At 59.7% G+C, this 24,225-nt stretch carries 26 protein-coding genes; 13 read left to right on the top strand and 13 right to left on the bottom strand.

The features are described 5' to 3' along the window. The 7 genes from ACJ70B_RS14535 to ACJ70B_RS14505 all read right to left on the bottom strand — a co-directional run bounded on the left by ACJ70B_RS14535 (window position 1) and on the right by ACJ70B_RS14505 (window position 8,399). A complete protein-coding gene (locus ACJ70B_RS14535; RefSeq protein ID WP_408957708.1) occupies window positions 1–1,197 on the bottom strand; it encodes a glycosyltransferase family 61 protein in 1,197 nt (398 codons plus the stop codon). A 2-nt stretch (window positions 1,198–1,199) separates the two neighbouring features. After that, entirely contained in the window at window positions 1,200–2,684 is a 1,485-nt protein-coding gene (locus ACJ70B_RS14530; protein ID WP_408957707.1) for a sulfatase, read from the bottom strand. Then, the gene (locus ACJ70B_RS14525) at window positions 2,677–3,606 is read right to left on the bottom strand and encodes a hypothetical protein (protein ID WP_408957706.1); all 930 of its coding nucleotides are present in this window, start codon (window positions 3,604–3,606) and stop codon (window positions 2,677–2,679) included. The genes ACJ70B_RS14530 and ACJ70B_RS14525 overlap by 8 nt, the downstream gene beginning before the upstream one ends. An 86-nt stretch (window positions 3,607–3,692) precedes the next feature. Next, window positions 3,693–5,123 carry a flippase gene (locus tag ACJ70B_RS14520; RefSeq protein ID WP_408957705.1) on the bottom strand — a complete coding sequence of 477 codons (1,431 nt, stop codon included), beginning with the start codon at window positions 5,121–5,123 and terminating at the stop codon, window positions 3,693–3,695. A gap of 85 nt (window positions 5,124–5,208) precedes the next feature. Then, entirely contained in the window at window positions 5,209–6,225 is a 1,017-nt protein-coding gene (locus ACJ70B_RS14515; protein WP_408957704.1) for an NAD-dependent epimerase/dehydratase family protein, read from the bottom strand. Next, on the bottom strand, window positions 6,222–7,232 hold the full coding sequence (locus tag ACJ70B_RS14510) for an NAD-dependent epimerase/dehydratase family protein (protein ID WP_408957703.1): 1,011 nt from the start codon (window positions 7,230–7,232) through the stop codon (window positions 6,222–6,224). The genes ACJ70B_RS14515 and ACJ70B_RS14510 overlap by 4 nt, the downstream gene beginning before the upstream one ends. 66 nt (window positions 7,233–7,298) lie before the next feature. Next, window positions 7,299–8,399 (bottom strand): glycosyltransferase, encoded by a 1,101-nt coding sequence (locus ACJ70B_RS14505; protein WP_408957702.1) that lies wholly within the window; start codon window positions 8,397–8,399, stop codon window positions 7,299–7,301. A gap of 200 nt (window positions 8,400–8,599) precedes the next feature. Here ACJ70B_RS14505 and aglF point away from each other — a divergent pair, with 200 nt between their 5' ends. The 3 genes from aglF to aglJ all read left to right on the top strand — a co-directional run bounded on the left by aglF (window position 8,600) and on the right by aglJ (window position 11,852). Next, window positions 8,600–9,346 (top strand): UTP--glucose-1-phosphate uridylyltransferase AglF, encoded by a 747-nt coding sequence (gene aglF / locus ACJ70B_RS14500; protein WP_408957701.1) that lies wholly within the window; start codon window positions 8,600–8,602, stop codon window positions 9,344–9,346. Window positions 9,347–9,422: 76 nt separating this feature from the next. Then, window positions 9,423–10,712 (top strand): UDP-glucose 6-dehydrogenase AglM, encoded by a 1,290-nt coding sequence (gene aglM, locus ACJ70B_RS14495; RefSeq protein ID WP_408957700.1) that lies wholly within the window; start codon window positions 9,423–9,425, stop codon window positions 10,710–10,712. A 132-nt stretch (window positions 10,713–10,844) separates the two neighbouring features. Continuing rightward, on the top strand, window positions 10,845–11,852 hold the full coding sequence (gene aglJ / locus ACJ70B_RS14490; RefSeq protein ID WP_408957699.1) for an S-layer glycoprotein N-glycosyltransferase AglJ: 1,008 nt from the start codon (window positions 10,845–10,847) through the stop codon (window positions 11,850–11,852). A 32-nt stretch (window positions 11,853–11,884) separates the two neighbouring features. Here the strand turns inward: aglJ and ACJ70B_RS14485 are convergent, their stop codons facing one another. Next, window positions 11,885–12,214 carry a hypothetical protein gene (locus tag ACJ70B_RS14485; protein ID WP_408957698.1) on the bottom strand — a complete coding sequence of 110 codons (330 nt, stop codon included), beginning with the start codon at window positions 12,212–12,214 and terminating at the stop codon, window positions 11,885–11,887. A gap of 172 nt (window positions 12,215–12,386) precedes the next feature. Between ACJ70B_RS14485 and ACJ70B_RS14480 the strand changes: the two genes are divergently transcribed. Together ACJ70B_RS14480 and ACJ70B_RS14475 are read left to right on the top strand one after the other, a co-directional pair. Then, window positions 12,387–12,596: a ribbon-helix-helix domain-containing protein gene (locus ACJ70B_RS14480; RefSeq protein ID WP_006186097.1), complete on the top strand. Its 210-nt coding sequence runs from the start codon at window positions 12,387–12,389 to the stop codon at window positions 12,594–12,596. Between the two features lie 108 nt (window positions 12,597–12,704). Beyond that, the gene (locus ACJ70B_RS14475; RefSeq protein WP_408957697.1) at window positions 12,705–12,827 is read left to right on the top strand and encodes a hypothetical protein; all 123 of its coding nucleotides are present in this window, start codon (window positions 12,705–12,707) and stop codon (window positions 12,825–12,827) included. Window positions 12,828–12,903: 76 nt separating this feature from the next. Here ACJ70B_RS14475 and ACJ70B_RS14470 read toward each other — a convergent pair whose 3' ends face one another. Continuing rightward, window positions 12,904–13,326, bottom strand: a complete 423-nt coding sequence (locus tag ACJ70B_RS14470; RefSeq protein ID WP_408957696.1) for a hypothetical protein — start codon at window positions 13,324–13,326, stop codon at window positions 12,904–12,906. Between the two features lie 78 nt (window positions 13,327–13,404). Further along, window positions 13,405–14,088: a hypothetical protein gene (locus tag ACJ70B_RS14465; protein ID WP_408957695.1), complete on the bottom strand. Its 684-nt coding sequence runs from the start codon at window positions 14,086–14,088 to the stop codon at window positions 13,405–13,407. Window positions 14,089–14,258: 170 nt separating this feature from the next. Between ACJ70B_RS14465 and ACJ70B_RS14460 the strand changes: the two genes are divergently transcribed. Next, window positions 14,259–14,945, top strand: coding sequence for a VOC family protein (locus tag ACJ70B_RS14460; protein ID WP_408957694.1), 687 nt, complete (start codon window positions 14,259–14,261; stop codon window positions 14,943–14,945). On the opposite strand, the gene ACJ70B_RS14455 is transcribed toward ACJ70B_RS14460, so the two are convergent. The 3 genes from ACJ70B_RS14455 to ACJ70B_RS14445 form a co-directional block, all read right to left on the bottom strand. Continuing rightward, window positions 14,918–15,043 carry a hypothetical protein gene (locus tag ACJ70B_RS14455; RefSeq protein WP_408957693.1) on the bottom strand — a complete coding sequence of 42 codons (126 nt, stop codon included), beginning with the start codon at window positions 15,041–15,043 and terminating at the stop codon, window positions 14,918–14,920. The two genes, ACJ70B_RS14460 and ACJ70B_RS14455, sit on opposite strands and share 28 nt — an antisense overlap. A 143-nt stretch (window positions 15,044–15,186) precedes the next feature. Further along, window positions 15,187–15,477 (bottom strand): DUF5779 family protein, encoded by a 291-nt coding sequence (locus ACJ70B_RS14450; RefSeq protein WP_408957692.1) that lies wholly within the window; start codon window positions 15,475–15,477, stop codon window positions 15,187–15,189. A 215-nt stretch (window positions 15,478–15,692) separates the two neighbouring features. Beyond that, a complete protein-coding gene (locus ACJ70B_RS14445) occupies window positions 15,693–16,148 on the bottom strand; it encodes a ferritin-like domain-containing protein (protein ID WP_408957691.1) in 456 nt (151 codons plus the stop codon). Between the two features lie 492 nt (window positions 16,149–16,640). On the opposite strand from ACJ70B_RS14445, the gene ACJ70B_RS14440 reads away from it, so the two are divergent. The 7 genes from ACJ70B_RS14440 (at window position 16,641) to leuD (ending at window position 24,147) form a co-directional block, all read left to right on the top strand. Continuing rightward, complete coding sequence (locus ACJ70B_RS14440) at window positions 16,641–17,849, top strand: LeuA family protein (RefSeq protein WP_408960117.1); 1,209 nt, start codon at window positions 16,641–16,643, stop codon at window positions 17,847–17,849. A gap of 314 nt (window positions 17,850–18,163) precedes the next feature. Beyond that, complete coding sequence (gene ilvB / locus ACJ70B_RS14435; RefSeq protein ID WP_408957690.1) at window positions 18,164–19,984, top strand: biosynthetic-type acetolactate synthase large subunit; 1,821 nt, start codon at window positions 18,164–18,166, stop codon at window positions 19,982–19,984. Continuing rightward, window positions 19,981–20,640, top strand: a complete 660-nt coding sequence (gene ilvN / locus ACJ70B_RS14430; protein WP_408957689.1) for an acetolactate synthase small subunit — start codon at window positions 19,981–19,983, stop codon at window positions 20,638–20,640. Before ilvB ends, ilvN begins: the two co-directional genes overlap by 4 nt. Further along, entirely contained in the window at window positions 20,633–21,685 is a 1,053-nt protein-coding gene (ilvC, locus tag ACJ70B_RS14425) for a ketol-acid reductoisomerase (protein ID WP_408957688.1), read from the top strand. The genes ilvN and ilvC overlap by 8 nt, the downstream gene beginning before the upstream one ends. A 10-nt stretch (window positions 21,686–21,695) precedes the next feature. Beyond that, window positions 21,696–22,001, top strand: coding sequence for a hypothetical protein (locus ACJ70B_RS14420; RefSeq protein ID WP_408957687.1), 306 nt, complete (start codon window positions 21,696–21,698; stop codon window positions 21,999–22,001). Then, a complete protein-coding gene (leuC, locus tag ACJ70B_RS14415; RefSeq protein WP_408957686.1) occupies window positions 21,998–23,419 on the top strand; it encodes a 3-isopropylmalate dehydratase large subunit in 1,422 nt (473 codons plus the stop codon). Before ACJ70B_RS14420 ends, leuC begins: the two co-directional genes overlap by 4 nt. Next, on the top strand, window positions 23,416–24,147 hold the full coding sequence (gene leuD, locus ACJ70B_RS14410; protein WP_408957685.1) for a 3-isopropylmalate dehydratase small subunit: 732 nt from the start codon (window positions 23,416–23,418) through the stop codon (window positions 24,145–24,147). The genes leuC and leuD overlap by 4 nt, the downstream gene beginning before the upstream one ends. The last annotated feature ends 78 nt before the right edge of the window (window positions 24,148–24,225 follow it).

Below are 24,225 nucleotides of genomic sequence, written 5' to 3'. Positions count from 1 at the left end.
TTACCGAATCAGACGATCGCATAGCTGTTCAAAATCAGACGGATCAATATATATATTAGGCCCAACACTGTCCCCCTTTACAAGTCCGTATTCTAATCCGCTACCCGCAAATAAGGCGAAATAACACGGATTATCGTTTGAGCCGAATAGTTCTAGAATCGTCGGATCCGATGCATACATCGCGTTCGTTAGGCCGCCGCCATGCGGTCCTGCAATAACGGTGGCGTTCGCAAACGTAGCTATCTGTTCGTCAAGTGACCACTCCTCTGGATGAACGACATCAAACGCGTATGCGTCAAGGAAAGGGTGTAATTTATCCTCGTTAACGATCTTCCGTGCGTGCGCACCCTCGCGAGAAACATACAAATGAGAACCGACATCAGTCCGTTTATGCGTTTGCGATACAGACCCGCGTAGTCGCTTGCTCACCTGATGAACCCCGCTTGGAGAGTTGACGTATCCCGCTGACGAGGCAGTTGTCTCCGTCTGCCGTAATAAAGACGGAAGAAGTAAGCGTTGAACATCCACACGGCCAGACGACCACGGCACGAGATCGTCGTCCGAAACGCCGAAGAGTTCCAGCGAACGTAACAGCCACTTCGGTGCATCAGCAGGTATAAAATAAACGGGTTCAACCTCAAATTGTTCACTATATCTCTCTATTGATATTATACGCGGAAGATACTCCACGAACCAGTGAAAGAATTCATCGCTCCACGGACCTGCAAGTGATACTGCCAGTTCGTACTCAGAAGTCGTTGATCGTCGGATAGGAATCTTCTCGGCGGCTAAACATCGTATGCAGGCATCCATCGCCCGATCAAAGCTCCCCTCTACTCCTTCTAGGACAACAGAGCCGTCGGGGAGTATTGGCAATGCGTCTGGACCGATCAACTGAACGTTTTCGAGTTCGGCTACGAACGGTGCACTGAGCTCGAACGGGCGTATTTTCTCGCGAATCCCATCCGGAAGTGTGCCGACGCACGGTGGTTCGTAAGGCTCTACTGTCTCTGCTTCTCCGACGGTGACTGTCCGGACCACATGTGGGTTCGTTTCGGACGCCAACGACTCCCGAGTAAGGGTAGAAATAGTCCCGCGTTCAAAGAGAAGTGAAGCAAGGTAAGACCGAACGTGGTCAGCGTAGACGGTCCGACCGAACTTGCATATTTTAGAGGAGACCGTTGAAACACCGTTCATAACTACTCGATGTATCCGAGCTCTCGAAGGTTTTCTGCGACGGACTGGTCAATATCGTTCCCGTATCCTTCATCACTCGTATATTCAGTTCCGAGAACATCGAAAAGACGGTCCCGGAGTGGCTCGAACTGTTCGGACGATGGATCCAGATCAGTCACTTCCTTCTCATCAGGGAGTTCGTAGAGGGTTTCTTCGCCCTTTGAATCACGAACAAATAGGAAATCGTCGGTTCGAATCGATTTCAGTCCTCGCTCGAACTGATCCATACGTTTGGAACTCAAATGTTTGCCGTAGAAATCCGGGAGTTCGCGGATGCCGTTCTCGGCGAAAACAGCATCCCGTTCTCGTCCGTCGAATACCGAATGCCCTGACGTAAAGTCCGGACGCGCTATCCCCGCAAGATCACAGAGCGTATCGAAGATATCGACGAGCGAAACGTAGTCTGTGCGAATCTCGTCTTCGGGGACTCCTGGTCCTGCAACGATGAGGGGAACATGGAGGGCCTCTTCGAAGTGGAAATACATGTGCTTGAGGAGGCCGTGTTCCCCGAGATACTCACCGTGATCGGCCAGAACGACGAAAACTGTATTCTCTGCTTTTCCGCTATTCTCGAGCCAGTTCCATAGACGTTGTATGTGTGTGTCGAGGTAGTTAACCGACGCACGGTACCACCCCCGAAGAACGCCTAGTTCCTCGTCGGTGAGCCACTCCTCGTCGGCGAAAAATTTCGGATCACCGTTTCCGGTTTGAACCTCTCGGATGCGGTCTAGCCGTACGTTCTCTTTGTTTAGCGTTTCGTCCGTCCACGGGAGCCAATCTAGTACACCGATAGCCGGTCGATCTAGCTCCGGCGTCGCCTTCTCTTTGTACGGTCGAGGGGGATCGTAGGGTGCGTGAACGAACGGGAAGTTTGCGAACGCAAAAAATGGCTCGTCGAAATCCCGCTCTAGCTTTTTCATGAAGACATCGACGAGATATCCCGTATGCTTATCGTCGCCTTGTTTTGCCATCCGGTAGAAGTGTTCCGGCATCGGTTCGACGAGCGTCGGATCGTCGATAGCCTTCTGAAGATCCTCAAGCGTTACTGCCGACGGAATGTCTCGCCATTTCTCGAGATATGTGTCAAATCCTTTGTCGTATCCCCAATCGGAACCGATGCGGGACGGGCCAGGAATTCCGAATGTATCGTATCCCGCCTTCCGGAAGTGCTCTGCGATCGTTATCTCGTTTGCTGGAACCTCTACCTGTCCAACGATGCCCGATTCGGAAGGGTATTTGCCGGTGAAGAGAGCGCCGTGAGAGATAGACGACCCTGGTCCAGCGGCGTATGCTCGTTCGAATAGCGTACCGTCTGCGGCTATCGAATCGAACCCAGGTGTCTCTACAGGGCCGCCGTAACAAGAGAGGATATCGGGTCGAAGTGTATCACAGACGATGAGGACGACGTTCGCTGAGTCAGGAGTTTCTTTCATGGTATCTTTACGCATATCCGAGATCTTTAAGACGGTCTTGAACGACGTCTTCATTTATCTCTGTTTGCTTCTCGGAGTCGGTTCGTCGCACGTCCCGTCGTTCGCCATTGGTGAATGTATGCCAGGGGACACTGACTAGCTCAGGGGTGTAGAGACCTTCCGGATGACCGTAGAGTTTGTACGGGATCGGTCGCGCCCAATCGTTGAGCATTTCACCGTGGTCTGCAGTTACCACTGATTTTCCGGGGACTGCATGTAAGAGTTCCTCAACATGGGGTAGTGTTTCCTGCAAGTTCTCACGATATGCCTTTTTGACGATGTGCTCGGGGACATTATTGATTTTTGTTCCGACTGTATCCCAGAACTTTTCGTTCGACTCATCCGAGTCAATTGGATCGTCATACCCGACGTAATTGAAATGCTCACGTCCTATCTGACCGATAAACGGATAATGGGGCTGCAGAAAGTGGACGAGAAGTCGCTTGTGAGGGTACTCGTTGTGAGCTTTTATCGCCGCCTCGGTTACGACCTCGGGATGGACTGTCCGCAATTCATCGTCCCAGTTGTCCTCCCACAAGTCGATTACAGCGTGAAAGTCTGGATCAACGCCGTCTGTGACGTGGATGCTCGGCTGTGCAGTGACGTACACTGTATCGCGGAGATCCTTTGTTCCAACATTGGCTTGCAGAAATTCGTTGGTCGTCGATGCACGTGACTCCCGGTGCTCAAGAGTCCCCGGCAAGTCAGCAAGTTCAACGAAAGTATCGTATCGACATGCATCAAGGATAATGAGCGTATCCCACTCTTCATCAAAGATGTCTACCCCAGATGGATTAAACTCATACGATCCGAACCGACTGTAATACGCCCTATTTAAGCGAAGCGGAAATTTCGTTGCCCAAAGTTTCACGCGCTTCGAAAACGGCAACTCTGACATAGTTATATAGCGTAGTTTAGCCAAGCCAAATAGATGTATCGCTTCCTTCTACGTATTCTTATAAGCATAACAATACGTTGTTCGAATCAAAAGGGAGCATTTGATCGGACTGTTTTGCGGAATTCCGTAGAAATCCCAAGTAAAGTGGCAAAGTAGATCACCGCGCCCGTCATGATTAAGAGTACAACTTCCGCAGTATTATTGTCGATAGTTGTATAGTGTCTTTCAAAGAAACGGATGACAAGAAGGAGTCCCCCCATTGTTGCCGCAGCAAGCCATTGCCTAGCTATTTTCGTTACGGGTACATGGAATTCCACTAGCGAAGATAGATAGTGATACGAAACACCAAGACTGACTGCAACAGAACCTGCAGTTGCTACGGCAGCGCCAACCCATCCAAAGACATAAATAAGGGAAATATTTGTTATAATATTTGATAGTATGAATATCAAATTCGCTCGAAAAGCAAGCTCAGGACGATCAATAGCATTGAGGACGTTCGTAAACTGGTCTTGATATGCTTGAATAAGAGCTGCGACGATGAGTATGGATAAAACGACCTGTGCCTGGGCAAAGTCATCACCATAGATTCGCAATATTTGGTCTCCGAGTAAAGTTCCCCCAACAAGCCCGGGGATTAGAAATAGGCCTGCGAAGGTAAGTGAAGTGTTAAAAAGGTCTGTGATCGATTCGGGATCGTTCTGCGCCGAAAGTTTACTCATTTCGGGGAAGAGAGTTTGGCTCAAAGAAGTTCCAAAAAGAATGAGAAACATAGCAATATTCCACGCCGCTGTATAATAGCCAATCAGGGAACTGTTGACAAAAAGCCCAAGAACAACTATATCGACCCAATTAAACGCCCGTGATCGAAGACCACCAAGCCAGGAGAACTTCGCATAAGAAGCGATTCGCCGAAAGTGATGCTTGTCTGGCGTCATAACCTGCTCGAAATTCCGCACCACGATCATTGATCCAAGCAAAATGACGAGTGTGTAACCAGCAATATATCCTCCGAATAACCCAGCGATCTTAAGGCCGAAAGCTAATGCACCGATTTGCAAACCCGCGCGGGTGCCAGTTTTAACCGGAGAAAGTAATCCAGAAACATGGACCAAGTGCTGTCCGTTCAATGTTGCTGTGATAAGATCGAACCCCAGCGTAACTGCCAACATGGCGACTATATATTTGGCTGCAGGAAATCCAACATAGCTGTTGACAACGTTTCTAAACAGGAAAATAGCTAACGTGAGAATGACGAACAGCACTCCTGCAGACAATACGCCAGCAAGGGCATGTGCTGACGGTTCTTCAAGTTCGCTTACTCGTTTCTTTACTGCAGCTGTAATCCCCATGCTCCCAACGATCCCCAGCCATGACACGACCGACAATGCTACCGAATAAATACCGAGGGCATCGGCCCCGAGCAGTCTAGCAATATACACAGTCGCGATGAATCCGAGGGCGGACGCGACGATCCTAGAAGCGAAATGAATGGCGGATTTTTGACCTAGCCTCATGTTGATAGTATCACACCAGCTGTGGGCCGACTGATCTAATTTCTTTGTTGGTCCTACTCGGACGGACAATATTTGTAGCGACGGTTTATCGCTCGTGAAGCAGCGTCTCGAGATTCTCGCGGACGTACTCCTTGTCGCGATGGCCGGTGTACCAGTCAATCGTCTCGGCGAGTCCCTCTTCGAGCGTGTATTCGGGTGTCCACCCGAGCAGTTCTTCCGCTCGAGTCGTGTCGGCGGCTCGGTGGCGGACGCCGACCGGTTTGTCGGTCATGTGGTTGATCGATTCAGGGTGCCAGTCGAGTCGCTCGAAAATGGCGTCGACCACCTCGTTAATCGAGATATAGTCGGCGATACCCGCGTTCACTGGGGTGCCGTCCGTGATGTTCTCGTTGGCGAGACGGAGAGCTTTCGTGATGTCTTTCACGTAGGTGAAGTTGCGGGTCTGTTCACCGTCGCCCCAAATCTGGTAGGGATCTTGTTCGGCGTACGCTTTCGCGATGAGTGCGATGATTGCGTGCGTTTCGTTCTCTCGAGGACCGTACGCCGTGAAGATGCGAACAGCGCTCGCGTCGACACCATACTGTTCGTGAAACGCCTGTAGTGAACGCTCGCCCATTAGTTTCGCCCACCCATAAGTCTCGTCGGCATAGGCACCACCACGCTCGTCGAAACTCACCATGTCTTCCTGCAGGCGCTGCCGTTCCTGCTGGATGTCCGTCGGATACGTACACGCGCTTGAGGCGAACGTGATCTTCTCGACGCCGTTTTGGACGGCCGACTCGAACACGATGTTGTCGAGGGCCATGTTCGTCGCGCAGTTTGCCGGATAGTTCGAAATGTATCCGCGGCCGCCGTGATCGGCAGCTAGGTGGAAGAGCCGATCGATCCCTTCGGTAGCTGTGTTGGCAAACGAGCGGTCTTTGAGGTTTCCATCCAGGAATTCGATCTCGTCTTGAACCGCTGCGAGATTCTCTGTTTCGCCGCTCGAGAGATCGTCAGCGACACGCACGTCAGCGCCATCGTCGACGAGTTCTTCAACGAGGTGACTGCCGATGAACGATGCACCGCCAGTAACGAGTACGGTTTCCCCGTTGAAACTCATTTGGAGGTCACCCCTGCAAACGCCTTCTCTTCCGCATCTAATTCCTCGACAGCCCACTCATAAACTTCTTCAAGGCCGGCTTCGAGAGTCGTATTCGGTGTCCAGTCGAGTGCCTTTTGCATCTTTGTTGTGTCTGCTGCGTACTTGTCTGTCCCAGTTGGCATTGAGAGATCGTGCTCGATATCGATGTCCTTTCCGCTAATCCCGATTATCGTTTCCGCAAGCTCGTTCATCGTGACGACCTCTTCGCTGTTCCCCAGGTTGATCGGTTCACCGTCTGCTTTCGACTCGATTGCACGGATCATGCCGTCGACGAGATCCGTTACGAAAATGAATCCGCGCTGTTGGCTGCCATCACCGAACAGTTCGATGGAGCCACCGTCAGGCTCTTCGATAACCTTCCGGCACAGCGACGGGATTACGTGACTGCTGTCTGGATCGAGATTCTCTCGAGGTCCGTAACAGTTGAAAATGCGGACCATCGCCGTATCGATATCACAATCCTCGTGGTACGCTTGGCAGGCCACTTCGCCGAGTACTTTCGCCCACCCGTAGGTGCTGTGTGGATCAGCGGGAATAGCTTGGTCTTCGGAAAACTGATTCAGATCATCGTGTTCTTGACGGTAGATGCAGGCGCTCGAAGCGAACAAGAACTTCTCGATATCGTTGATTCGGGCTCCCTCGAGAAGTTGCTGGTTCATTAATACGCTTGGCGTTAGTCCACCGACGTTTTCGCGCTGGATATAGTGGATCCCTCCAACGCTTGCAGCGAGGTGGAAGACGTAATCGATATCCTCAGTCGCTCGAATTGCACCGGCGCGAGTTGTAAGGTCAACAGGTCGTAACTCAATCTGCGTAATGACGTGTTCTATGTTGTCGAGGTTACCTCGCGAGAAGTCGTCTGCGACAACGACGTTTGCGTCGCGGCGAAGTAATTCATCGACCAGATGGCTACCGATAAATCCTGCACCGCCGGTAACCAGAATGTTGGAGTCGGCCCAGTCCATATGCGCATTCGGGGAACTCCCCTCTTATACTCACCGGAACGACAAGCCGTCTTTGTCGAGATAGTATTATAGTTCTAATTCTTCGACGAGTATTTTTCCGATCTTCTTCTGCGAAAACTCCGATTTAAAGACCTCGTATGCTCCAGTTTCGAGGTCTTCAATCAATTCCGGATTGCGCTTGCAATCAATAATTGCGTCAGCAAGAGCGTCGCCATCTTCCGGAGGAACGAGATATATATTTTCCTCATGTTCGAACCATTCTTCGATGGCAGGAGACCGCTCAGTAATAACGGCTTTCGCCATTGCAACTCCTTCACTCACCTTATTCGTGATACTTGCCATCGCGCGCTTGTCCGAAGAGAACACTCCAAGACAAACGTGAGAAGTGGCAATCCATTGTTGGAGAGCTTCCATCGAAACGAAACCTTCGAAGCGAACGTTGTCAAGTTCACGCGCTTCAGCGGCAGTTTCCGTTGCTTCCTTCTCCGGCCCTTTTCCGACGAATACGATAGAGATATCATCTACGTCACGACGTTGCAACTGCTCGGCAGCGTCAATGATCGTCTCAACACCGTGGTGTGGAAGGAAATTACCCCAATAGAGTGCTGTAAATTCGTCTCGTTTTGACTCATTTAGCGGGTAATACCACTCCTCGTCAGCACCCGGTGGAAGACGAATAAACCGTTCTGCTGGAATCGAATACATCTCAGAGTATAGATCTATGAACTGATCTGTACCGACGGTATGGAAGTCGGGGAACCTAATCAATAGATATTCAATTACGAAAAGTAGTTTAACGAGTAATGGATTCACATCTCGCATTTCTGCAGTTCTATATAACGAGACAAATAGATCGTAGACGAGTGGACAGCGAAGTTTCTGTGAACACATCCACGCGAGAGGGAGTATAAGTGGGTTAAATTTCGTCACAAATATAGCATCTACCTCATTGTTTTTCGTGATACCTATCATCTTGTAAACGACACGGGCATAAAACAACGGCATCAGGAGGATCTTTGTCAGTCCAATAAAACGCTGCTCGGTGGAAAACGTACACTCTAGAACATCAACATTATGGCGTTCAAGGCCTTCTCGAATATTAGTTTCTCGGGGATACTCGTAATCATAGTCTCCGAGTAACACGACCGTTGAATCACTTACAGGCATAATTGGGGAGTCCTTTCGGGGTCGGTGAGACAAATACAAAAAGATAGCGTCAGGGGGAGGAGAACCTTAACCGAAGTGATGACGAAAAGAGAAACCGAACCAGGACATAGAGAATTCTGATCCTCGTTCTCATACCTATCAGACAATACTCAATTTCTGTGCCCAAAAGCATATATTACCCGACTACAGTTACCATCGCTATGCAAGCAGTTGTGCTGGCCGCTGGAAAAGGAACTCGCCTTCGGCCGCTCACCGAAGATAAGCCCAAGGTACTCGTTGAGGTCGACGGAAAACCCCTCATCGAGGATGTCTTCGATAACCTGATCGACATCGGCATCACCGAGTTCGTCGTCGTCGTCGGATACATGAAAGAGAAGATTATTGAGCGCTACGGCGATGAGTACCGCGGTACTCCGATCACCTATGCCCATCAACGCGAACAGTTTGGGCTCGCCCACGCCATCCTCCAGGCCGAACCGCATATCGACAGTGACTTCGTGCTCATGCTCGGCGACAATATCTTCCGGGCGAACCTCAGCGATGTGATCAACCGCCAGCAGGAAGAACGAGCCGACGCCGCGTTCCTCGTTGAGGAAGTCCCCTACGAGGAGGCCTCGAGATACGGTGTCCTCGACACTAACGAGTACGGTGAGATCATCGAAGTAGTCGAAAAACCCGACGACCCGCCATCAAACCTCGTCATGACCGGGTTCTACACCTTTACACCGGAGATCTTCCACGCCTGCCACCTCGTGCAGCCCTCGGACCGCGGCGAGTACGAGCTTCCTGACGCGATCGACTTGCTCATCCAGTCCGGACGGACGATCGACGCGATTCGTATGGACGGCAAACGAATCGACGTCGGCTATCCGGAAGACCGCGAACGGGCCGAGGAGTGGCTTGCAGAACACAGGGGACAAGAGGAAGAGAAGCCGCCGACACAGTAGCGTACTGATCGTTCGCTCGACACGCAAGTAGTCCCAACCCAAAAGCGACTAATCACCACTTCCCTTCCCCAATCCTATGAACGTCTCCATCGTTGGCAGCGGCTACGTCGGCACGACGATCGCCGCCTGCCTCGCAGACCTCGACCACAACGTACTGAACATCGAAATCGACGAGGACATCGTCGACAGCATCAACGCCGGCGAGGCTCCAATCCACGAGTCGGGCCTCGAGCAACGGATCGCCGACCACGCGGGAACCACCCTCCGCGCGACGACAGACTACGACGAGGTCCGCGACACCGACGTCACCTTCCTCTGTCTCCCCACGCCCCAGACCGAGGATGGCAGTCTCGACCTCGCCATTATGCGCGCCGGTGCGGAGTCGCTCGGCCGTGCGCTCGAGTCCAAAGACGACGACCACCTCGTGGTCGTCAAGAGCACGGTCCTCCCGGGCACGACCGAAGAGGTCGTCGCGCCGATCCTCGAGGCCGAATCCGGCACCCCGATCGGCGAAGGGATCGAGGTCGCGATGAACCCCGAGTTCCTCCGGATGGGGACCGCCGTCGAGGACTTCCTCGAGCCAGACAAGGTCGTCCTCGGCACGGCGAGCGACGAGGCGGCCACCACCCTGCGCGAACTGTACGCCCCTATCTTAGAACGAGACGAGACGGACCTCGTCGAGACCGACATTCGCGAGGCCGAACTCATCAAGTACGCGAACAACGCCTTCCTCGCGGCCAAGGTCTCGCTGGTCAACGAACTGGGCAACATCGCGACGGAGTACGACGCGGACGCCTACGAGGTCCTCGAGGCGGTCGGCCTCGACGACCGGATCTCCGACCGCTTCATGCGCTCGGGACTCGGCTGGGGTGGCTCCTGTTTCCCAAAAGACGTGAACGCCCTGCGGGCCGGGGCGCGTGAACAGGGGTACGAGCCCGAACTGCTCGACGCAGTGGTCGACGTCAACGACGACCAGCCCCGCCGGCTCGTCGACCTGCTCGAAGAGCACGTCGCCCTCGAGGGGGCCCGCATCGCAGTCCTCGGACTCTCCTTCAAGCCTGGCACCGACGACGTGCGCAAGTCGCGCGCGCTGGACGTGATCGACCACCTCCGCGAGCGCGGCGCGACGGTCGTTGCCTACGATCCGGTCGCGATCGAGAACGTCCGACCCGACTATCCAGAGCTCGAGTACGCCGACTCCGCCGACACCGCACTTGCGGACGCCGCCGGAGCCGTCGTCGCGACCGACTGGCCCGAGTTCGACGACCTCACCTTTAAGGGGATGGCCCGGCCGGTCGTCGTCGACGGCCGCCGGATCGACGTTGATCGGGATGCCCTCGAGGTCTACGAGGGGATGACTTGGTAAGGTCACGAGAACCCACTGATTCAGTGGCGAACAAATCACAGACGCGGTTCCAGTTCTAGTCGAATATGGACGTAAATATCCGCCACTAGTCAATCAGTAGCCTTTTGCGGGTCGGCGGGGGAGTACCCCCCGATGGAAGACGACGCGGTGTGTGCGGACTCGAGCGTTCTCTCGGACGGCGGCGAGGCCGTCGCCGTGGGCGAGGAGGCCAGCGAGATCACGCCCGACGAGGTCTGCGTGCTCATCCCGACGCTCGAGGAGGCGGCCACGATCGGGGACGTGATCGAGGGCTTCCGCGATGAGGGATACGAGAACGTCGTCGTCGTCGACGGCGACTCGACGGACGACACCCGTGAGATCGCCCGCGAGCACGGCGCGGAGGTGTTCGTCCAGTCGGGCACGGGGAAGGGTCAGGCCGTCCGCGAGACCCTCGAGTACGTGACGGTGCCGTACGTCCTGATGCTCGACGGCGACGGGACCTACGAGCCGGCCGACGCAGACAAGATGATCGAGCCGCTGTCGCGGGGCTACGAGCACGTGATCGGTAACCGTTTTGCGGACATGGACGACGATGCGATGCGTACGTTGAACGGCTTTGGCAATCGGATGATCAATCGCGCGTTCGGCTTCGTCCACGGGGCCAACTACGAGGACATCCTCTCAGGCTACCGGGCGTTTACCGTCGACTCGTTCGAGCGCCTCTCGCTCGATTCGGACGGCTTTACGATCGAGACCGAACTGGCCGTCGAGTGCGTGAAACACGGGATCGAGACGACGGTTGTCCCGATCAGCTACCGCGCGCGACCTGACGAGTCCGAGACCAACCTTCACCCGGTCAGAGACGGCGGGACGATCCTACTGGCGTTGTACTCGCTGGCCAAGACGAACAACCCCCTCTTTTATTTCGGTAGTCTCGGTATCAGCGGCATCATCGCTGGGGCTCTTATCGCGATGTACGTCCTCTGGGAGTGGGTGCAATTCCACCAGAGCCACGAGGTGATGGCCGTCGTCTCGGCCGCCGCGATCATCCTCGGCGTCCAGTTGCTCATGTTCGGCGTCCTCTCGGACATGCTCGTGACTCTCCACCGCGAGCAGCGACGCCGGCTCGAGCGGATCGCGCGCGAGGCGCGCGACGAGTGAAACAAAACGCGACGTCACGACGACAGACGCGGTCAGAACGGCAGTAGCGAGCGGACCTGTGCGACGACGCCGCTCGAGCTGTTTCGGCGGTACTCCTCGAACGGCTGATGGAGCTGGTTCAACAGTTCCTGCCGGGAGTCGAACCGGGTCGTCGGGACGCGATCGAGCATTTCGCCCAGCGACACGTCGTTGCCGTGTACGTCGTAGGGGATGCGCTCGTGGCCGAGCTCGGCACGAACGTCGTCTTTCGTGGCCGGAAATGAGAGATCGGACTCTCTGAGACGGGCGTCGACGGCGGCGATGCCGAACTCGATACTGTCAGGTTCCTCGTCGTCTCCGCTCGATGGTGGCCGGACTCCCATACCTGTGCCCTTCGGTACGGAGTCAAATATAAAAACGCCTGCGGAGACGAGCGGGCGTGTACGGTTATCGCCAACGGATTGTATCGGTGATCCGCGGCCGGACGGCGAGCGCCGACCCCCAACGGCCGCCGTCCGTCGACACGTCTTTGGGGACCGCGACGGAGTATGGCGTATGACCGAGTACACTACGGTGTCGATCCCGAAAGACCTCGCCGACCGCGTCGAGGAGACGATCGAGGGGACGAGTTTTCAAAGCACCAGCGACCTCGTCCGGTTTCTCCTGCGCAGCATCGTTATTCAACACCAGAAAGAGGGCGAACTCACCGAAGCGGAGTTCGAAGAGATCACCGAACAGCTTCGGGGGCTGGGCTATCTCGAGTAACGCCGGCACACTGATTCGGTAATCGACGCGCCCGACCGCGGACACCGAGGAACGGGGCCAGCGCTTTTCAGCCTCGAGCCGGTAGCTCGAACCGGAGGGTCGAGATGCATGCCTCACATCCCGAATTTCCCGTCCGATGACCCCGACGACGACGGGCGCGAGCGGACCCCGGGAAGCATCATCGACCGAATCATCGGTGATGACGAGTTCCCGGTTTCCTCCCGGGGATGACGCTCACGACTCGCACTTTTTCCGGTGGCGACACGCAGCGGACAGCGAACCACGGGCAGGCTTTCTCGAACGGGACTCAGTCGGTCAGTGACTGCCCCGGCGGCGCGGCGTCGACGATCTCGAGGGGCTGGCGTCGGCCGCTGCGGTCGAAGGCGGCGAACGACCGCTTGTCGACCTCCCACGGTGGGACGGCGACGAAGATGATCTGGGCCAGATCGTCCCGACGCGTCACCTCGAGTTCGCCGACGGGATGGGAGACGAACCGGCCCTGTGTCTGACGGGCGGGCGTCGAGAGGTCGACGCCGAAGACGGCGTTGACGGGGTTGTCTGAGGTCGGCAGGAAGAAATCCGTAAAGACCGGAGTCTCTGGCGGCAGCCCACTCGCATCCTCGAACTCGCTCGCCGCGGTGACGGAGACGCCGGTCGTCACGGGAGACGGATCGGCGTCGCTGGCCAGATCCAAGAGCACGTCGACGAGCCCGCGGGTTACGTAGACCACACGGCTCCTTTGGGTGCACGGTAGTTCAATGTATGCCACGCGTGCCGTGGTCCGCGTCGGTTTCAGGACGGCGGCCCGTCAGATCGGAAGCATGTCGAACGCGGTCGACGCGTAGAGTCTGGGCGCGTTCCGCCGAGAGTTGGCGAGCGCGTCCTCGAGGGCGCGCGCGGCGTCGCCCATCACGCCGGCTCCGTGGCCGACGAGGACGCGCTCGGGGGCGACTTCGCGCAGTGTCGTCTGCGGCGGCGTCAGTCGCAACACCGGGTGAACGCCGAGGACCTCGTCGTCGGCCAGGAAGTAGTCGACGGTCCCGACCGTTTCGGGGACGATAAGGGTCCCGTCGGCGGGATTGTAGAGGGCGACCTCCTGCCAGAAGCGGTTGTCGACCAGCTTCAGGGACCGAATTCCGGTGTCCGAGAGCTCGTCGTCGAACCGGGCGACCGCGGCGTCGATTTCCTCGGTAACGCCCGTGAAGAACTCGGGGAGGTAGACCGGGACGCCGTGCCGGTCGGCGATTGTAGCGGCGTCGCGCTTGTGCCGGTCGAGCGTGACGACGACGCCGGCTACGTCGCCGAACTCGGCGAGCAGGTCGTCGATCCCATCGGCGTCGACGGGGTCGATCACCCAGACCTCGCCGTCGACCGCGAGGGCATGGCTAGCGCGTTGCATCCGCTCATCGGGGTGGGCGATCCAGCCGACGCCGCCGTCGAACCGGTCGATCTCGCGGAACTCGGTCGCTCGCTCGTCAGCGCGAAAACTCATATCGGTGTGCTATGTGATCTCAGGCCATAAACGTGGGTAAACCGGGCGTCACCGACCAGCCGTTGGCCGGGGCGACAATCGGCGGACCTCCGATTTGGGATGCTCCCTCGGACGACCCGTCGAAGACGGCCGGCGACGCTTCTATGTCTCCTCCTGGCGTAGCGTTCCGTATGTTGTCCGGGCTTTCCTGGCTGGCACTCGAGGCCAAGTACCTCGAGCCGGCGGGGACGTTCTACGAAAAGCGACTGGGACTGCCCGTGCGCGAGCGCGGGACCGACGAACTCGTCTTCGCGGCGGGCGACACCGACCTGATCCTCCGTCGCCCGACGGGGTTCCCGCGCGGCGGTCTCCACACGCACTACGCGTTTTCGATCCCCGAGGCCGAGTACGACGACTGGTGGGAGCGCCTCTCCGAAGGCTACGACCTCGAGGAGGCGCGGTTCGGCCCCGCGCGGTCGCTGTACCTCTACGATCCCGACGGCAACTGCGTCGAACTCGGCCAGCAGGACGTGACCGGGCCGGGGATCGACGGCATTTTCGAGGTGGTGCTCGAGGTCGAGGCCCTCGATCGCGCGCGAGCCTTCTACGAGGCGCTGGGGTTCGAAACCGTCGACGAGGGCGACGACCGCAAGCGGGTGCGCCTCCACGGGCCGATGGCGCTGGAACTCTGGGAGCCCCATCTCGGCATCGCCGACGCCCGCGGCGGCGTCCACGTCGACCTCGGCTTCGAGACCGACGAGCCGGCGGCCGCACTCGAGGCGGTGGGCGATCGCGTGCGCGCCGTCGAACGGGAGAGCGACGAAGAGGTGGTCGTTCGCGATCCAGACGGTCACGTCGTGACGTTCGCGTCGTCGTAGAGCGCCGACCGACCGTCGGCCGTTCGCAGACCTGCGTTCCGTCTCGGCTCGTCACCGCGTTCATCCACGTCGCCCGCGTGGCTGGGACCGTCTGCCATCGGCCCGATGATCGTCGCGCTCTCGACGGGACTCCGATGGAAACGGCCGAATTCACGTATTGCTCCGGGCTCGCGGAGCCGCCCTCCGCTGGCCCGGCTCCCGAACCAAAAAGTGGCCGGTCTCTCGACGCCCGCTTGTCAGGTTACAGCCGCTCGGTGCTCACGTCGACGCCCGGCGGCGTCACCAGCAAAAACCCGCGGAAGTGAACGAGATTTCCGCCCGATTCCTTGACGTCACGTGCGAAGCCGGAGGCCAGTTCGTTGACGTCGCCGTCGACGTTCAGGACGAGCACGTTCCCCTTCGAGATTGCTTCGAGCCACTCCTCGGCCGGGGTCTCCCCGTCGAGGACACCGAGGAGAATGCTGCCCTCAATCTCGAGTTCGTCGTCGATGTGTTCCTCGACGGCCCGAAGGTCGAGGTCGAAATCACTCATACGGGGTGGCTCGAACCGGGGTTAGAAAAACGTTCGGCAACCTTTTGCGCTACGGGCCGGCGAAGCTGCCCCTCCACAAAAGGTTGATCAAAAGCCTTCGTCACACCCTCGGCCGCGCTGTCGGCGCGGCCTCGAGGGTTCCTCGCCCCGCTCGCTCGCGCGGCGCGTAGCGCCACGCTTTCGGTCGCTCGCGGAGACGGTCAGATGCGAACCGCTCAGTCCATCGGGAACTCCTTCTGGAAGCCCCGGAACTCCGTCCGGTGGGCCTCCTCGTCAGAGAGGATCGTCACCGCGACGTCCTCCGTGACGGGATCGTTCGCATCCGTCGCGGCCTCGATCAGCGACCGGTAGGTCTCGATCGCGTCCTCCTCGGCCTCGAGCACGCCGTCAATGACCGACTGCACGTCGGTCGTGTCCGCGGGCGGCTGGAGGCTGTGCTGGGTCGCCTCGAACGACTCCGAGCCCGGCGGGGATTCGTCGAGCTGTTTTAGCCGCTCGCCGAGCATCCGCGCGTGGTCGAGTTCCTCCTGAATATCTACCTCGAGGCTCTCTTTGACCTCCTCGGCGTGGATCCCGTCGAGGACGATCGCGTTCGAGAGGTAGTTCATCACGGTCTCGAGTTCGTCGTTGTACGCTTGCGTCAGTAACGCGGTGACCTCGTCGGATGTCATACGCGCGGCCCTACCACGACCCGATATAAAATATTGTCACGCGCACGCCTCGAGTGTCCTGCTTGCGATGGGCATTCCAGACGGCACACGACGTTCGATGTTGGGTTCCCGACCGAACGGGGAAACTGCTGACCAATCGTCCCACATTTCAGACGGAATTAAACGATATCGGTGTTGGAACGCCATCGAAGGAGCGAGACCGACCGAACGGCCACTCTCGAGCGCGCGCCAGCGCTCGAGCGAACGAACGCGGATCGAATGCCGGGTAGTTGGGCTGCAGTCGCGAAACGACTCCCGCAGACGACCGCAGTGATCAATACTGTATTAGGACGTACACTACACTACTAGGTCGATGCCGTCGTGCGATTTCCGGTACATCACGATTGATCAGTATGGTTGTGCGTTCTAGCTCTCGGTGAATACAGCGTTACCTTTATATATCTCGTCGCACCTCGGATTCAGATACAATGTCTTCACAAGACAGCCCATCCTCTGACACCAGTCAGGGGGGTCGAGTTCTTCCAGGGCACGTTAGATTCCACTGACGAAATAGAGTCAGCACGTGTCTTCGATACGACCCTCCGGGACGGCGAGCAGTCGCCCGGCACTTCGTTCTCCTACGACGACAAACGGCAGATTGCGTCCATCTTGGACGAGATGGGAACCCACGTCATCGAGGCTGGGTTCCCCGTCAATTCGGACGCCGAGTTCGAAGCCGTTCGTGATATCGCTTCGTCCACCAGTTCGACGACCTGCGGGTTAGCCCGCGTCGTCGACGCGGACATCGAAGCGGCGCTCGATTCCGGCGTCGAGATGGTGCACACGTTCGTGTCCACCAGCGACGTTCAGATCGAGGATTCGATGCACGCCACCCGGGAGGAGGTCGTCGAACGCGCAGTCGAGTCGGTCGAGCGCATCAAAGAGGCGGGCGTGACCTGCATGTTCTCGCCGATGGATGCGACCCGAACTGACGAGGAGTACCTGATGGAGGTCGTCGAGGCGGTCTCCGAAGCGGGTACCGACTGGATCAACATTCCAGACACCTGTGGCGTCGCCACGCCGACCCGGTTCAAGGCCATGATCGAGAAGGTCAGCGCCCACACCGACGCGCGGATCGACGTCCACACCCACGACGACTTCGGGCTGGCCACCGCCAACGCGCTGGCCGGCATCGAAGCCGGCGCGTCCCAGGCACAGGTGTCCGTCAACTCCATCGGCGAGCGGGCCGGCAACGCCGCCTACGAGGAGTTCGTGATGGGCGTCGAGTCGCTGTATCAGACCGATACGGGAATCGACACGACGCGTATCACCGAACTTTCCGATATCGTCGAGGAGAAAAGCGGAATGGCGACGCCGGGCAACAAGCCCGTCGTCGGCGACAACGCCTTCTCCCACGAGAGCGGCATCCACGCCGCCGGCGTCATCGAAAATTCCGACACCTTCGAACCCGGCGTCATGACCCCGGAGATGGTCGGTGCCGAGCGCAAGCTCGTCATGGGCAAGCACACCGGCACCCATTCGGTCCGAGAGCGGCTCGTCGAACGCGGATTCGAGCCCACCGACGAACAGGTCAAGGCGGTCACCCGCCGCGTCAAAGACTACGGGGCCGAGAAGCGCCGCGTCACCGTCGACGTCTTGGAGCGCTTCGCCGAAGAGGCTGGCGTCGAACGCCAGCAGGACCAAGAGGAGGTGCGCGCCTGAGGAATGTCCTCCCCGTTTGCCACCGGCCGCGAGCCCCTGCTGTCGCGCTCGAGCGACCGGACTCGTAACCATTATGAGCCTCGGGAGAGCTATGGTATCAGTAATGACGGTCAGCGCTCCCCTGTCGGCTCGCGTTCGCACGGTCGACAACGGCGCGCTCGCTCCGATTCGTATTGTAGGGGCCTCGTAGCCCCATCTTCAGTACCCCGTAGCTTTGGACCGGACGCCGCATCGTTCTCCGAGCGATCAGTAATCCAGCAGATGATACACCACCGTACACCACCCGATCGCCGCACACCGGCGGGAGGCAACCGATGAGCGAACGCGCAGCAAAGGTCACACCCGAAGACGAACAGGACGACGATCAGATCACCGACAGCGCCGCGCCCGATGCGGCCGCCGAGGCCGACTCCGCGGGTGACGCGGAGACCGAGACGACGGTCGACCCCGTCACGTCGGGTGCCGAGGCCGTCGTCCGCGCGTTAGAGAACGCGGGCGTCGAGTATGCCTTCGGCGTGCAAGGCGGGGCGATCATGCCCGTCTACGACGCCCTCTACGACTCGGACATCTATCACGTGACGATGGCCCACGAGCAAGGCGCGGCCCACGCGGCCGACGCCTACGGCATCGTCTCTGGCGATCCCGGTATCTGTCTGGCGACCTCGGGGCCCGGCGCGACCAACCTGGTCACGGGCATCGCGGACGCCGACATGGACTCGGATCCGATGGTGGCCCTGACGGGGCAGGTCTCGACGGAGATGGTCGGCAATGACGCCTTCCAAGAGACTGACACCACCGGCGTCACGACCCCAGTCACGAAGGACAACACCTTCTCGAGCGACCCAGACCGCGTCGGGAGCGACGTCAGCGAGGCGTTTGCGCTCGCCCGCGAGGGGCGGCCAGGACCGACGCTGGTCGACCTCCCCAAGGACATCACCAACGCTGAAACCGACCGCGAACCCGACGCGCCCGAGGTGCCCGATACCTACCGCGTACAGGAACGGGCCGATCCCGAAATCGTCGACGCCGCGGCCGAACGCATCGAGAACGCGAGCAAGCCCGTCATGCTGCTTGGCGGCGGCGTCATCAAGGGCGAGGCCAGCGAGGCCTGTCGCGAGTTCGCCACCGAACACGAGATCCCGGTCATCACCACGATGCCGGCCATCGGGGCGTTCCCCGAGGATCACGAACTCTCCCTCGAGATGGCCGGGATGCACGGCACGGGCTACGCCAACATGGCGATCACCCACTGCGACACGCTGATCGGGATCGGCACCCGGTTCGACGATCGTCTGACCGGCGGTATCGAGACCTTCGCGCCCGACGCGGAGCTCATCCACGTCGACATCGACCCTGCGGAGATCTCGAAGAACATCCACGCGGACTACCCGCTGGTCGGTGACGCCGAAACCGTCGTCGAGCAGTTGTCCGCGGCCGTCGACGCCTCCCCGGAGGCCAAGAAGTGGCGCGCTCAGTGCCAGCAGTGGAAGTCCGACTACTCGATGGCCTACGACGCGCCCGAAGACGAGCCGGTCCAGCCAGAGTTCGTCGTCGAGGCGTTAGACGAGGCCACGAGCGATCGCGCGGTCGTCACGACCGGCGTCGGCCAACACCAGATGTGGGCTTGCCAGTACTGGACGTTTACCGAGCCCCGAACCTGGGTCTCGAGTCACGGCCTCGGCGCGATGGGGTACGGACTCCCGTCGGCGATCGGCGCGCGGCTGGCGGCCGACGACGACCAGGAGGTCGTCTGTATCGACGGCGACGGCTCGTTCCTGATGACCCTACAGGGGCTGTCAGTCGCCGTCCGCGAGAATTTAGACATCACGGTCGCCGTGCTCAACAACGAGTACATCGGCATGGTCCGACAGTGGCAAGACGCCTTCTTCGAGGGGCGTCACTCCGCGTCGGACTACGGCTGGATGCCCGAATTCGATAAGCTCGCCGAGGCCTTCGGCGCGAAGGGCTTCCGGATCGACGACTACGACGACGTCGCGGAGACGATCGACGAAGCGATCACCTACGACGGCCCGTCGGTGATCGACGTGCATATCGATCCCGACGCCAACGTCTATCCGATGGTGCCAAGCGGCGGCGACAACGGCCAGTTCGCACTGACGGAGGACCAATTATGAAACGCGGCTTAGACGGTCCGGCTCCGGAGGAGCGACCGACCCCGCAGGGTCGACGCAACGAGCAAGGCATCCGCATCGACCCCGAGGCCGAGGCGACCCACGAGCCTCGGCGCACCGCCATCTCGGCGCTGGTCGAACACGAGCCCGGCGTCCTCTCGGACGTCTCCGGGCTGTTCTCCCGGCGGCAGTTCAACATCGAGAGCCTGACCGTCGGCCCGACCGAGGACGAGGACCTCGCACGGATCACGATCGTCGTCGAGGAGCCCGACCCCGGCATCGATCAGGTCGAGAAACAGTTACGCAAGCTCGTGCCGGTCATCTCCGTGCGCGAACTCGAGCCCGACGCGATGCGCCGGGAGCTCGCGTTGGTCAAGGTCACCGCCGACCGACCTGATCAGGTTGCCGCCGTCGCGGACATGTACGACGGGAAGACCGTCGACTCGAGTCCGGAGACGGCGACGATCGAAGTGACGGGCGCGCGCCAGAAGATCGAGGCCGCGATCGACACATTCAGTCAGTTCGGTATTCGAGAAATTTCACGGACCGGGACGACGGCGCTGGCCCGGGGCACCGACCAGACCGCAGCGCCGGAGACCGCACAGCCCGCCGACGGGGCGAACCAGGAGACATACACACAGACAGCAGACGATGACTGACGACTTCACCACCGACATCTACTACGACGACGACGCAGACGTATCAACGCTCGACGACGAGACCGTGGCCGTACTCGGCTACGGCAGCCAGGGCCACGCCCACGCGCTGAACCTCCACGAGAGCGGAGTCGACGTGGTCGTCGGCCTCCGCGAGAGTTCGTCCTCGCGAGACGCCGCCGAGGCCGACGGACTGACCGTCGAAACGCCGGCCGACGCGGTCGCACAGGCCTCCTACGTCTCCGTGCTCGTGCCCGACACCGTTCAGGCCGACGTCTACGAGAACGACATCGAGCCGAACCTCGAGGCGGGCGACACGCTGCAGTTCGCCCACGGGCTGAACATCCACTACAACCAGATCGAGCCCCCGGAGGGCGTCGACGTGACGATGGTCGCACCCAAAAGCCCAGGTCACCTCGTCCGCCGGAACTACGAGAACGACGAGGGGACCCCCGGCCTGCTCGCGGTCTACCAGGACGCGACGGGCGACGCAGACGAACGGGCACTCGCCTACGCAAAGGGGATCGGCTGTACCCGCGCGGGCGTCATCGAGACGACGTTCCGGGAGGAGGTCGAATCGGACCTCTTCGGCGAGCAGGCCGTCCTCTGTGGCGGCGTCACCTCGCTGGTCAAACACGGCTACGAGACGCTCGTCGACGCGGGCTATTCGCCCGAGATCGCCTACTTCGAGTGTCTCAACGAGCTGAAACTGATCGTCGACCTGATGTACGAAGGTGGGAATATGGAGATGTGGAACTCCGTCTCCGACACCGCCGAGTACGGCGGTCTCACCCGCGGCGACCGGATCGTCGACGAGTCGGTTCGTGAGAACATGGAGGAGGTCCTCGAGGAGGTCCAGAACGGCGAATTCACGCGCGAGTGGATCCTCGAGAACCAGGCCGGCCGGCCGAGTTACTCCCAGCTTCGACAGGCCGAGCAGGAACACGATATCGAGGAGGTCGGCGGTCGACTGCGCGACCTGTTCGCCTGGGCCGACGAGGAGACCGAACCCGAAGACGAGTCCGCCGAAGTGCCGGCGGACGACTAAGCACACGACAATGAGCGAGACCGATCAATCGACAACGATGGCCGAGGTCAGCCACACCAACCCCGTCACCGGGGAGACGGCTGGCCGGCTGTTCAGCCGCGGTCCTGCGGTGGCGGCCGACGGCGGCGAGACGCCGGCGCGTCACACCGAGGACGCGGATGAGGCCGACGAGGCCGACGGACGTACTGACACGGGAACGACGATGCGCGACGTCGATCACACGCCACCGAAGGAGGCTGACGGCGCGAACCGCGTCTTCGAACGCGGAACCGAACACGGACGATCATCCGACACCGACACGGTAGTAGAGGAATGAGTCAGGGCACACTGTACGACAAGGTCTGGGATCGCCACAAAGTCACGACGCTGCCGACGGGACAGGATCAGCTGTTCGTCGGACTCCACCTCATCCACGAGGTCACGAGTCCGCAGGCGTTCGGGATGCTCCGCGAGCGCGACCTCGAGGTTGCCTATCCCGAACTGACCCACGCGACGGTCGATCACATCGTCCCGACGGCCGATCAGTCCCGGCCCTACGCCGAGGACGCGGCCGAGGAGATGATGGCCGAACTCGAGGAGAACGTCCGCGAGGCCGGCATCGACTTTTCGGATCCGACGACGGGCGATCAGGGGATCGTCCACGTCATCGGACCGGAGCAGGGACTGACCCAGCCCGGCAAGACGATCGTGTGTGGCGACTCACACACCTCGACGCACGGCGCGTTCGGTGCACTCGCCTTCGGCATCGGGACCTCCCAGATCCGCGACGTGCTCGCGACGGGCACCGTCGCCATGGAGAAACAGAAGGTCCGCAAGATCCAGATCGACGGCGAACTCGACGAGGGCGTCGAGGCCAAGGACATTATCCTCGAGATCATCCGCCGGCTCGGCACCGAGGGCGGCGTCGGCTACGTCTACGAGTACGCCGGCGAGGCCATCGAGAGCCTGGGGATGGAAGGCCGGATGTCCATCTGTAACATGTCCATCGAGGGCGGCGCTCGCGCGGGCTACGTCAACCCCGACGAGACCACCTACGACTGGCTCGAGGAGACCGACTATTTCCAGGAGAACCCCGAGCAGTTCGACGAACTGAAGCCGTACTGGGAATCGATCCGCTCGGACGACGACGCGGAATACGACGACGTTGTCCACATCGACGCCAACGAACTCGAGCCGGTCGTCACCTGGGGCACCACGCCCGGCCAGGGCGTCGGTGTCACCGAGCCGATTCCGGCACCCGAGGAGCTGCCCGAGGACAAACAGAATACGGCCCGTCGCGCCCAGGAGCACATGCGCGTCGAGCCCGGCGATACGATGGAGGGCTACGATATCGACGTGGCCTTCCTCGGCTCCTGTACGAACGCCCGTCTGCCGGACCTGCGACGCGCCGCACGGATCGTCGAGGGCCGCGAGGTCGACGACGACGTGCGCGCGATGGTCGTCCCCGGCAGCCAGCGCGTCCAAGACGCCGCCGAGGAGGAAGGGCTGAAGGATATCTTCGAGGAAGCCGGCTTCGAGTGGCGAAACGCCGGCTGCTCGATGTGTCTGGGTATGAACGAAGACCAACTCGAGGGTGACGAGGCCTGTGCCTCCTCCTCGAACCGGAACTTCGTCGGCCGCCAGGGCTCGAAGGACGGTCGAACCGTCCTGATGAACCCGCAGATGGTCGCCGCGGCGGCGATCACCGGCGAGGTTGCTGACGTGCGCGAGATGAAGGAGGTGACGACGGTATGAGCCGCGAGGCCGACCGACGGGAGGCCTCGACCGGAGCGAGCGGGGAGGAACGATCCGCGAGCGCCGCCGAGGTTCGGGAGATCCGAACCGACGGCGGCGACGAGGTAGAGATTCCGGAGGTGAACTACGTCTCCGGCTCCGGCGTCCCAATCCGGGGTAACGACATTGACACCGACCAGATCATCCCCGCGCGGTTCATGAAGGTCGTCACCTTCGACGGGCTGGGCGAGTTTGCGTTCTTCGACCTGCGGTTCGACGACGACGACAACCAGAAGGAGCACCCGTTCAACGAGGACCGCTATCAGGACTCCTCGGTGATGGTCGTCAACAGCAACTTCGGCTGTGGTTCCTCGCGCGAACACGCGCCTCAGGCCCTGATGCGCTGGGGGATCGACGCGATCATCGGCGAGAGCTTCGCCGAGATCTTCGCGGGCAACTGTCTGGCGCTTGGCATTCCGACCGTCACGGCCGACAGCGAGACGATCGAGGCCCTGCAGGACTGGGTCGACGCGAACCCCGACGGCGAGTTCGATATCGATGTCGAAGCGGAGGAAGTGACCTACGGCGAGACGACGATCGACGTCACCGTCGACGACGCCCAGCGCAAAGCCCTCGTCGAGGGCGTCTGGGACACGACGGCGCTGATGAAGTCCAACGCCGGCGCGGTCCGGGAGAACGCTCGAGAGCTGCCGTACGTCGAGGAGAGCGCAGTTCCCGAGGCCGAGTAGCGCGTTCCCACTCCGATTTTGAGCGCGGTTTCGACCGTTCGTCACGCTCGTTCTTGTCCAACTGCTCGAGCGAAGAAC

This window comes from Natrinema sp. 74 (assembly GCF_046097095.1).
In the GTDB taxonomy this organism is placed as follows: domain Archaea; phylum Halobacteriota; class Halobacteria; order Halobacteriales; family Natrialbaceae; genus Natrinema.
The sequence above is the reverse complement of the archived record's forward strand: the minus strand, read 5'-3'. Positions and strand labels throughout refer to the sequence as shown.

Coding starts and splice junctions, on each gene's coding strand:
- ACJ70B_RS14535 (WP_408957708.1), bottom strand. CDS start 1,197: ATGAACGGTGTTTCAACGGTCTCCTCTAAAATATGCAAGTTCGGTCGG.
- ACJ70B_RS14530 (WP_408957707.1), bottom strand. CDS start 2,684: ATGCGTAAAGATACCATGAAAGAAACTCCTGACTCAGCGAACGTCGTC.
- ACJ70B_RS14525 (WP_408957706.1), bottom strand. CDS start 3,606: ATGTCAGAGTTGCCGTTTTCGAAGCGCGTGAAACTTTGGGCAACGAAA.
- ACJ70B_RS14520 (WP_408957705.1), bottom strand. CDS start 5,123: ATGAGGCTAGGTCAAAAATCCGCCATTCATTTCGCTTCTAGGATCGTC.
- ACJ70B_RS14515 (WP_408957704.1), bottom strand. CDS start 6,225: ATGAGTTTCAACGGGGAAACCGTACTCGTTACTGGCGGTGCATCGTTC.
- ACJ70B_RS14510 (WP_408957703.1), bottom strand. CDS start 7,232: ATGGACTGGGCCGACTCCAACATTCTGGTTACCGGCGGTGCAGGATTT.
- ACJ70B_RS14505 (WP_408957702.1), bottom strand. CDS start 8,399: ATGCCTGTAAGTGATTCAACGGTCGTGTTACTCGGAGACTATGATTAC.
- aglF (WP_408957701.1), top strand. CDS start 8,600: ATGCAAGCAGTTGTGCTGGCCGCTGGAAAAGGAACTCGCCTTCGGCCG.
- aglM (WP_408957700.1), top strand. CDS start 9,423: ATGAACGTCTCCATCGTTGGCAGCGGCTACGTCGGCACGACGATCGCC.
- aglJ (WP_408957699.1), top strand. CDS start 10,845: ATGGAAGACGACGCGGTGTGTGCGGACTCGAGCGTTCTCTCGGACGGC.
- ACJ70B_RS14485 (WP_408957698.1), bottom strand. CDS start 12,214: ATGGGAGTCCGGCCACCATCGAGCGGAGACGACGAGGAACCTGACAGT.
- ACJ70B_RS14480 (WP_006186097.1), top strand. CDS start 12,387: ATGACCGAGTACACTACGGTGTCGATCCCGAAAGACCTCGCCGACCGC.
- ACJ70B_RS14475 (WP_408957697.1), top strand. CDS start 12,705: ATGCCTCACATCCCGAATTTCCCGTCCGATGACCCCGACGACGACGGG.
- ACJ70B_RS14465 (WP_408957695.1), bottom strand. CDS start 14,088: ATGAGTTTTCGCGCTGACGAGCGAGCGACCGAGTTCCGCGAGATCGAC.
- ACJ70B_RS14460 (WP_408957694.1), top strand. CDS start 14,259: ATGTTGTCCGGGCTTTCCTGGCTGGCACTCGAGGCCAAGTACCTCGAG.
- ACJ70B_RS14455 (WP_408957693.1), bottom strand. CDS start 15,043: ATGGCAGACGGTCCCAGCCACGCGGGCGACGTGGATGAACGCGGTGAC.
- ACJ70B_RS14450 (WP_408957692.1), bottom strand. CDS start 15,477: ATGAGTGATTTCGACCTCGACCTTCGGGCCGTCGAGGAACACATCGAC.
- ACJ70B_RS14445 (WP_408957691.1), bottom strand. CDS start 16,148: ATGACATCCGACGAGGTCACCGCGTTACTGACGCAAGCGTACAACGAC.
- ilvB (WP_408957690.1), top strand. CDS start 18,164: ATGAGCGAACGCGCAGCAAAGGTCACACCCGAAGACGAACAGGACGAC.
- ilvN (WP_408957689.1), top strand. CDS start 19,981: ATGAAACGCGGCTTAGACGGTCCGGCTCCGGAGGAGCGACCGACCCCG.
- ilvC (WP_408957688.1), top strand. CDS start 20,633: ATGACTGACGACTTCACCACCGACATCTACTACGACGACGACGCAGAC.
- ACJ70B_RS14420 (WP_408957687.1), top strand. CDS start 21,696: ATGAGCGAGACCGATCAATCGACAACGATGGCCGAGGTCAGCCACACC.
- leuC (WP_408957686.1), top strand. CDS start 21,998: ATGAGTCAGGGCACACTGTACGACAAGGTCTGGGATCGCCACAAAGTC.
- leuD (WP_408957685.1), top strand. CDS start 23,416: ATGAGCCGCGAGGCCGACCGACGGGAGGCCTCGACCGGAGCGAGCGGG.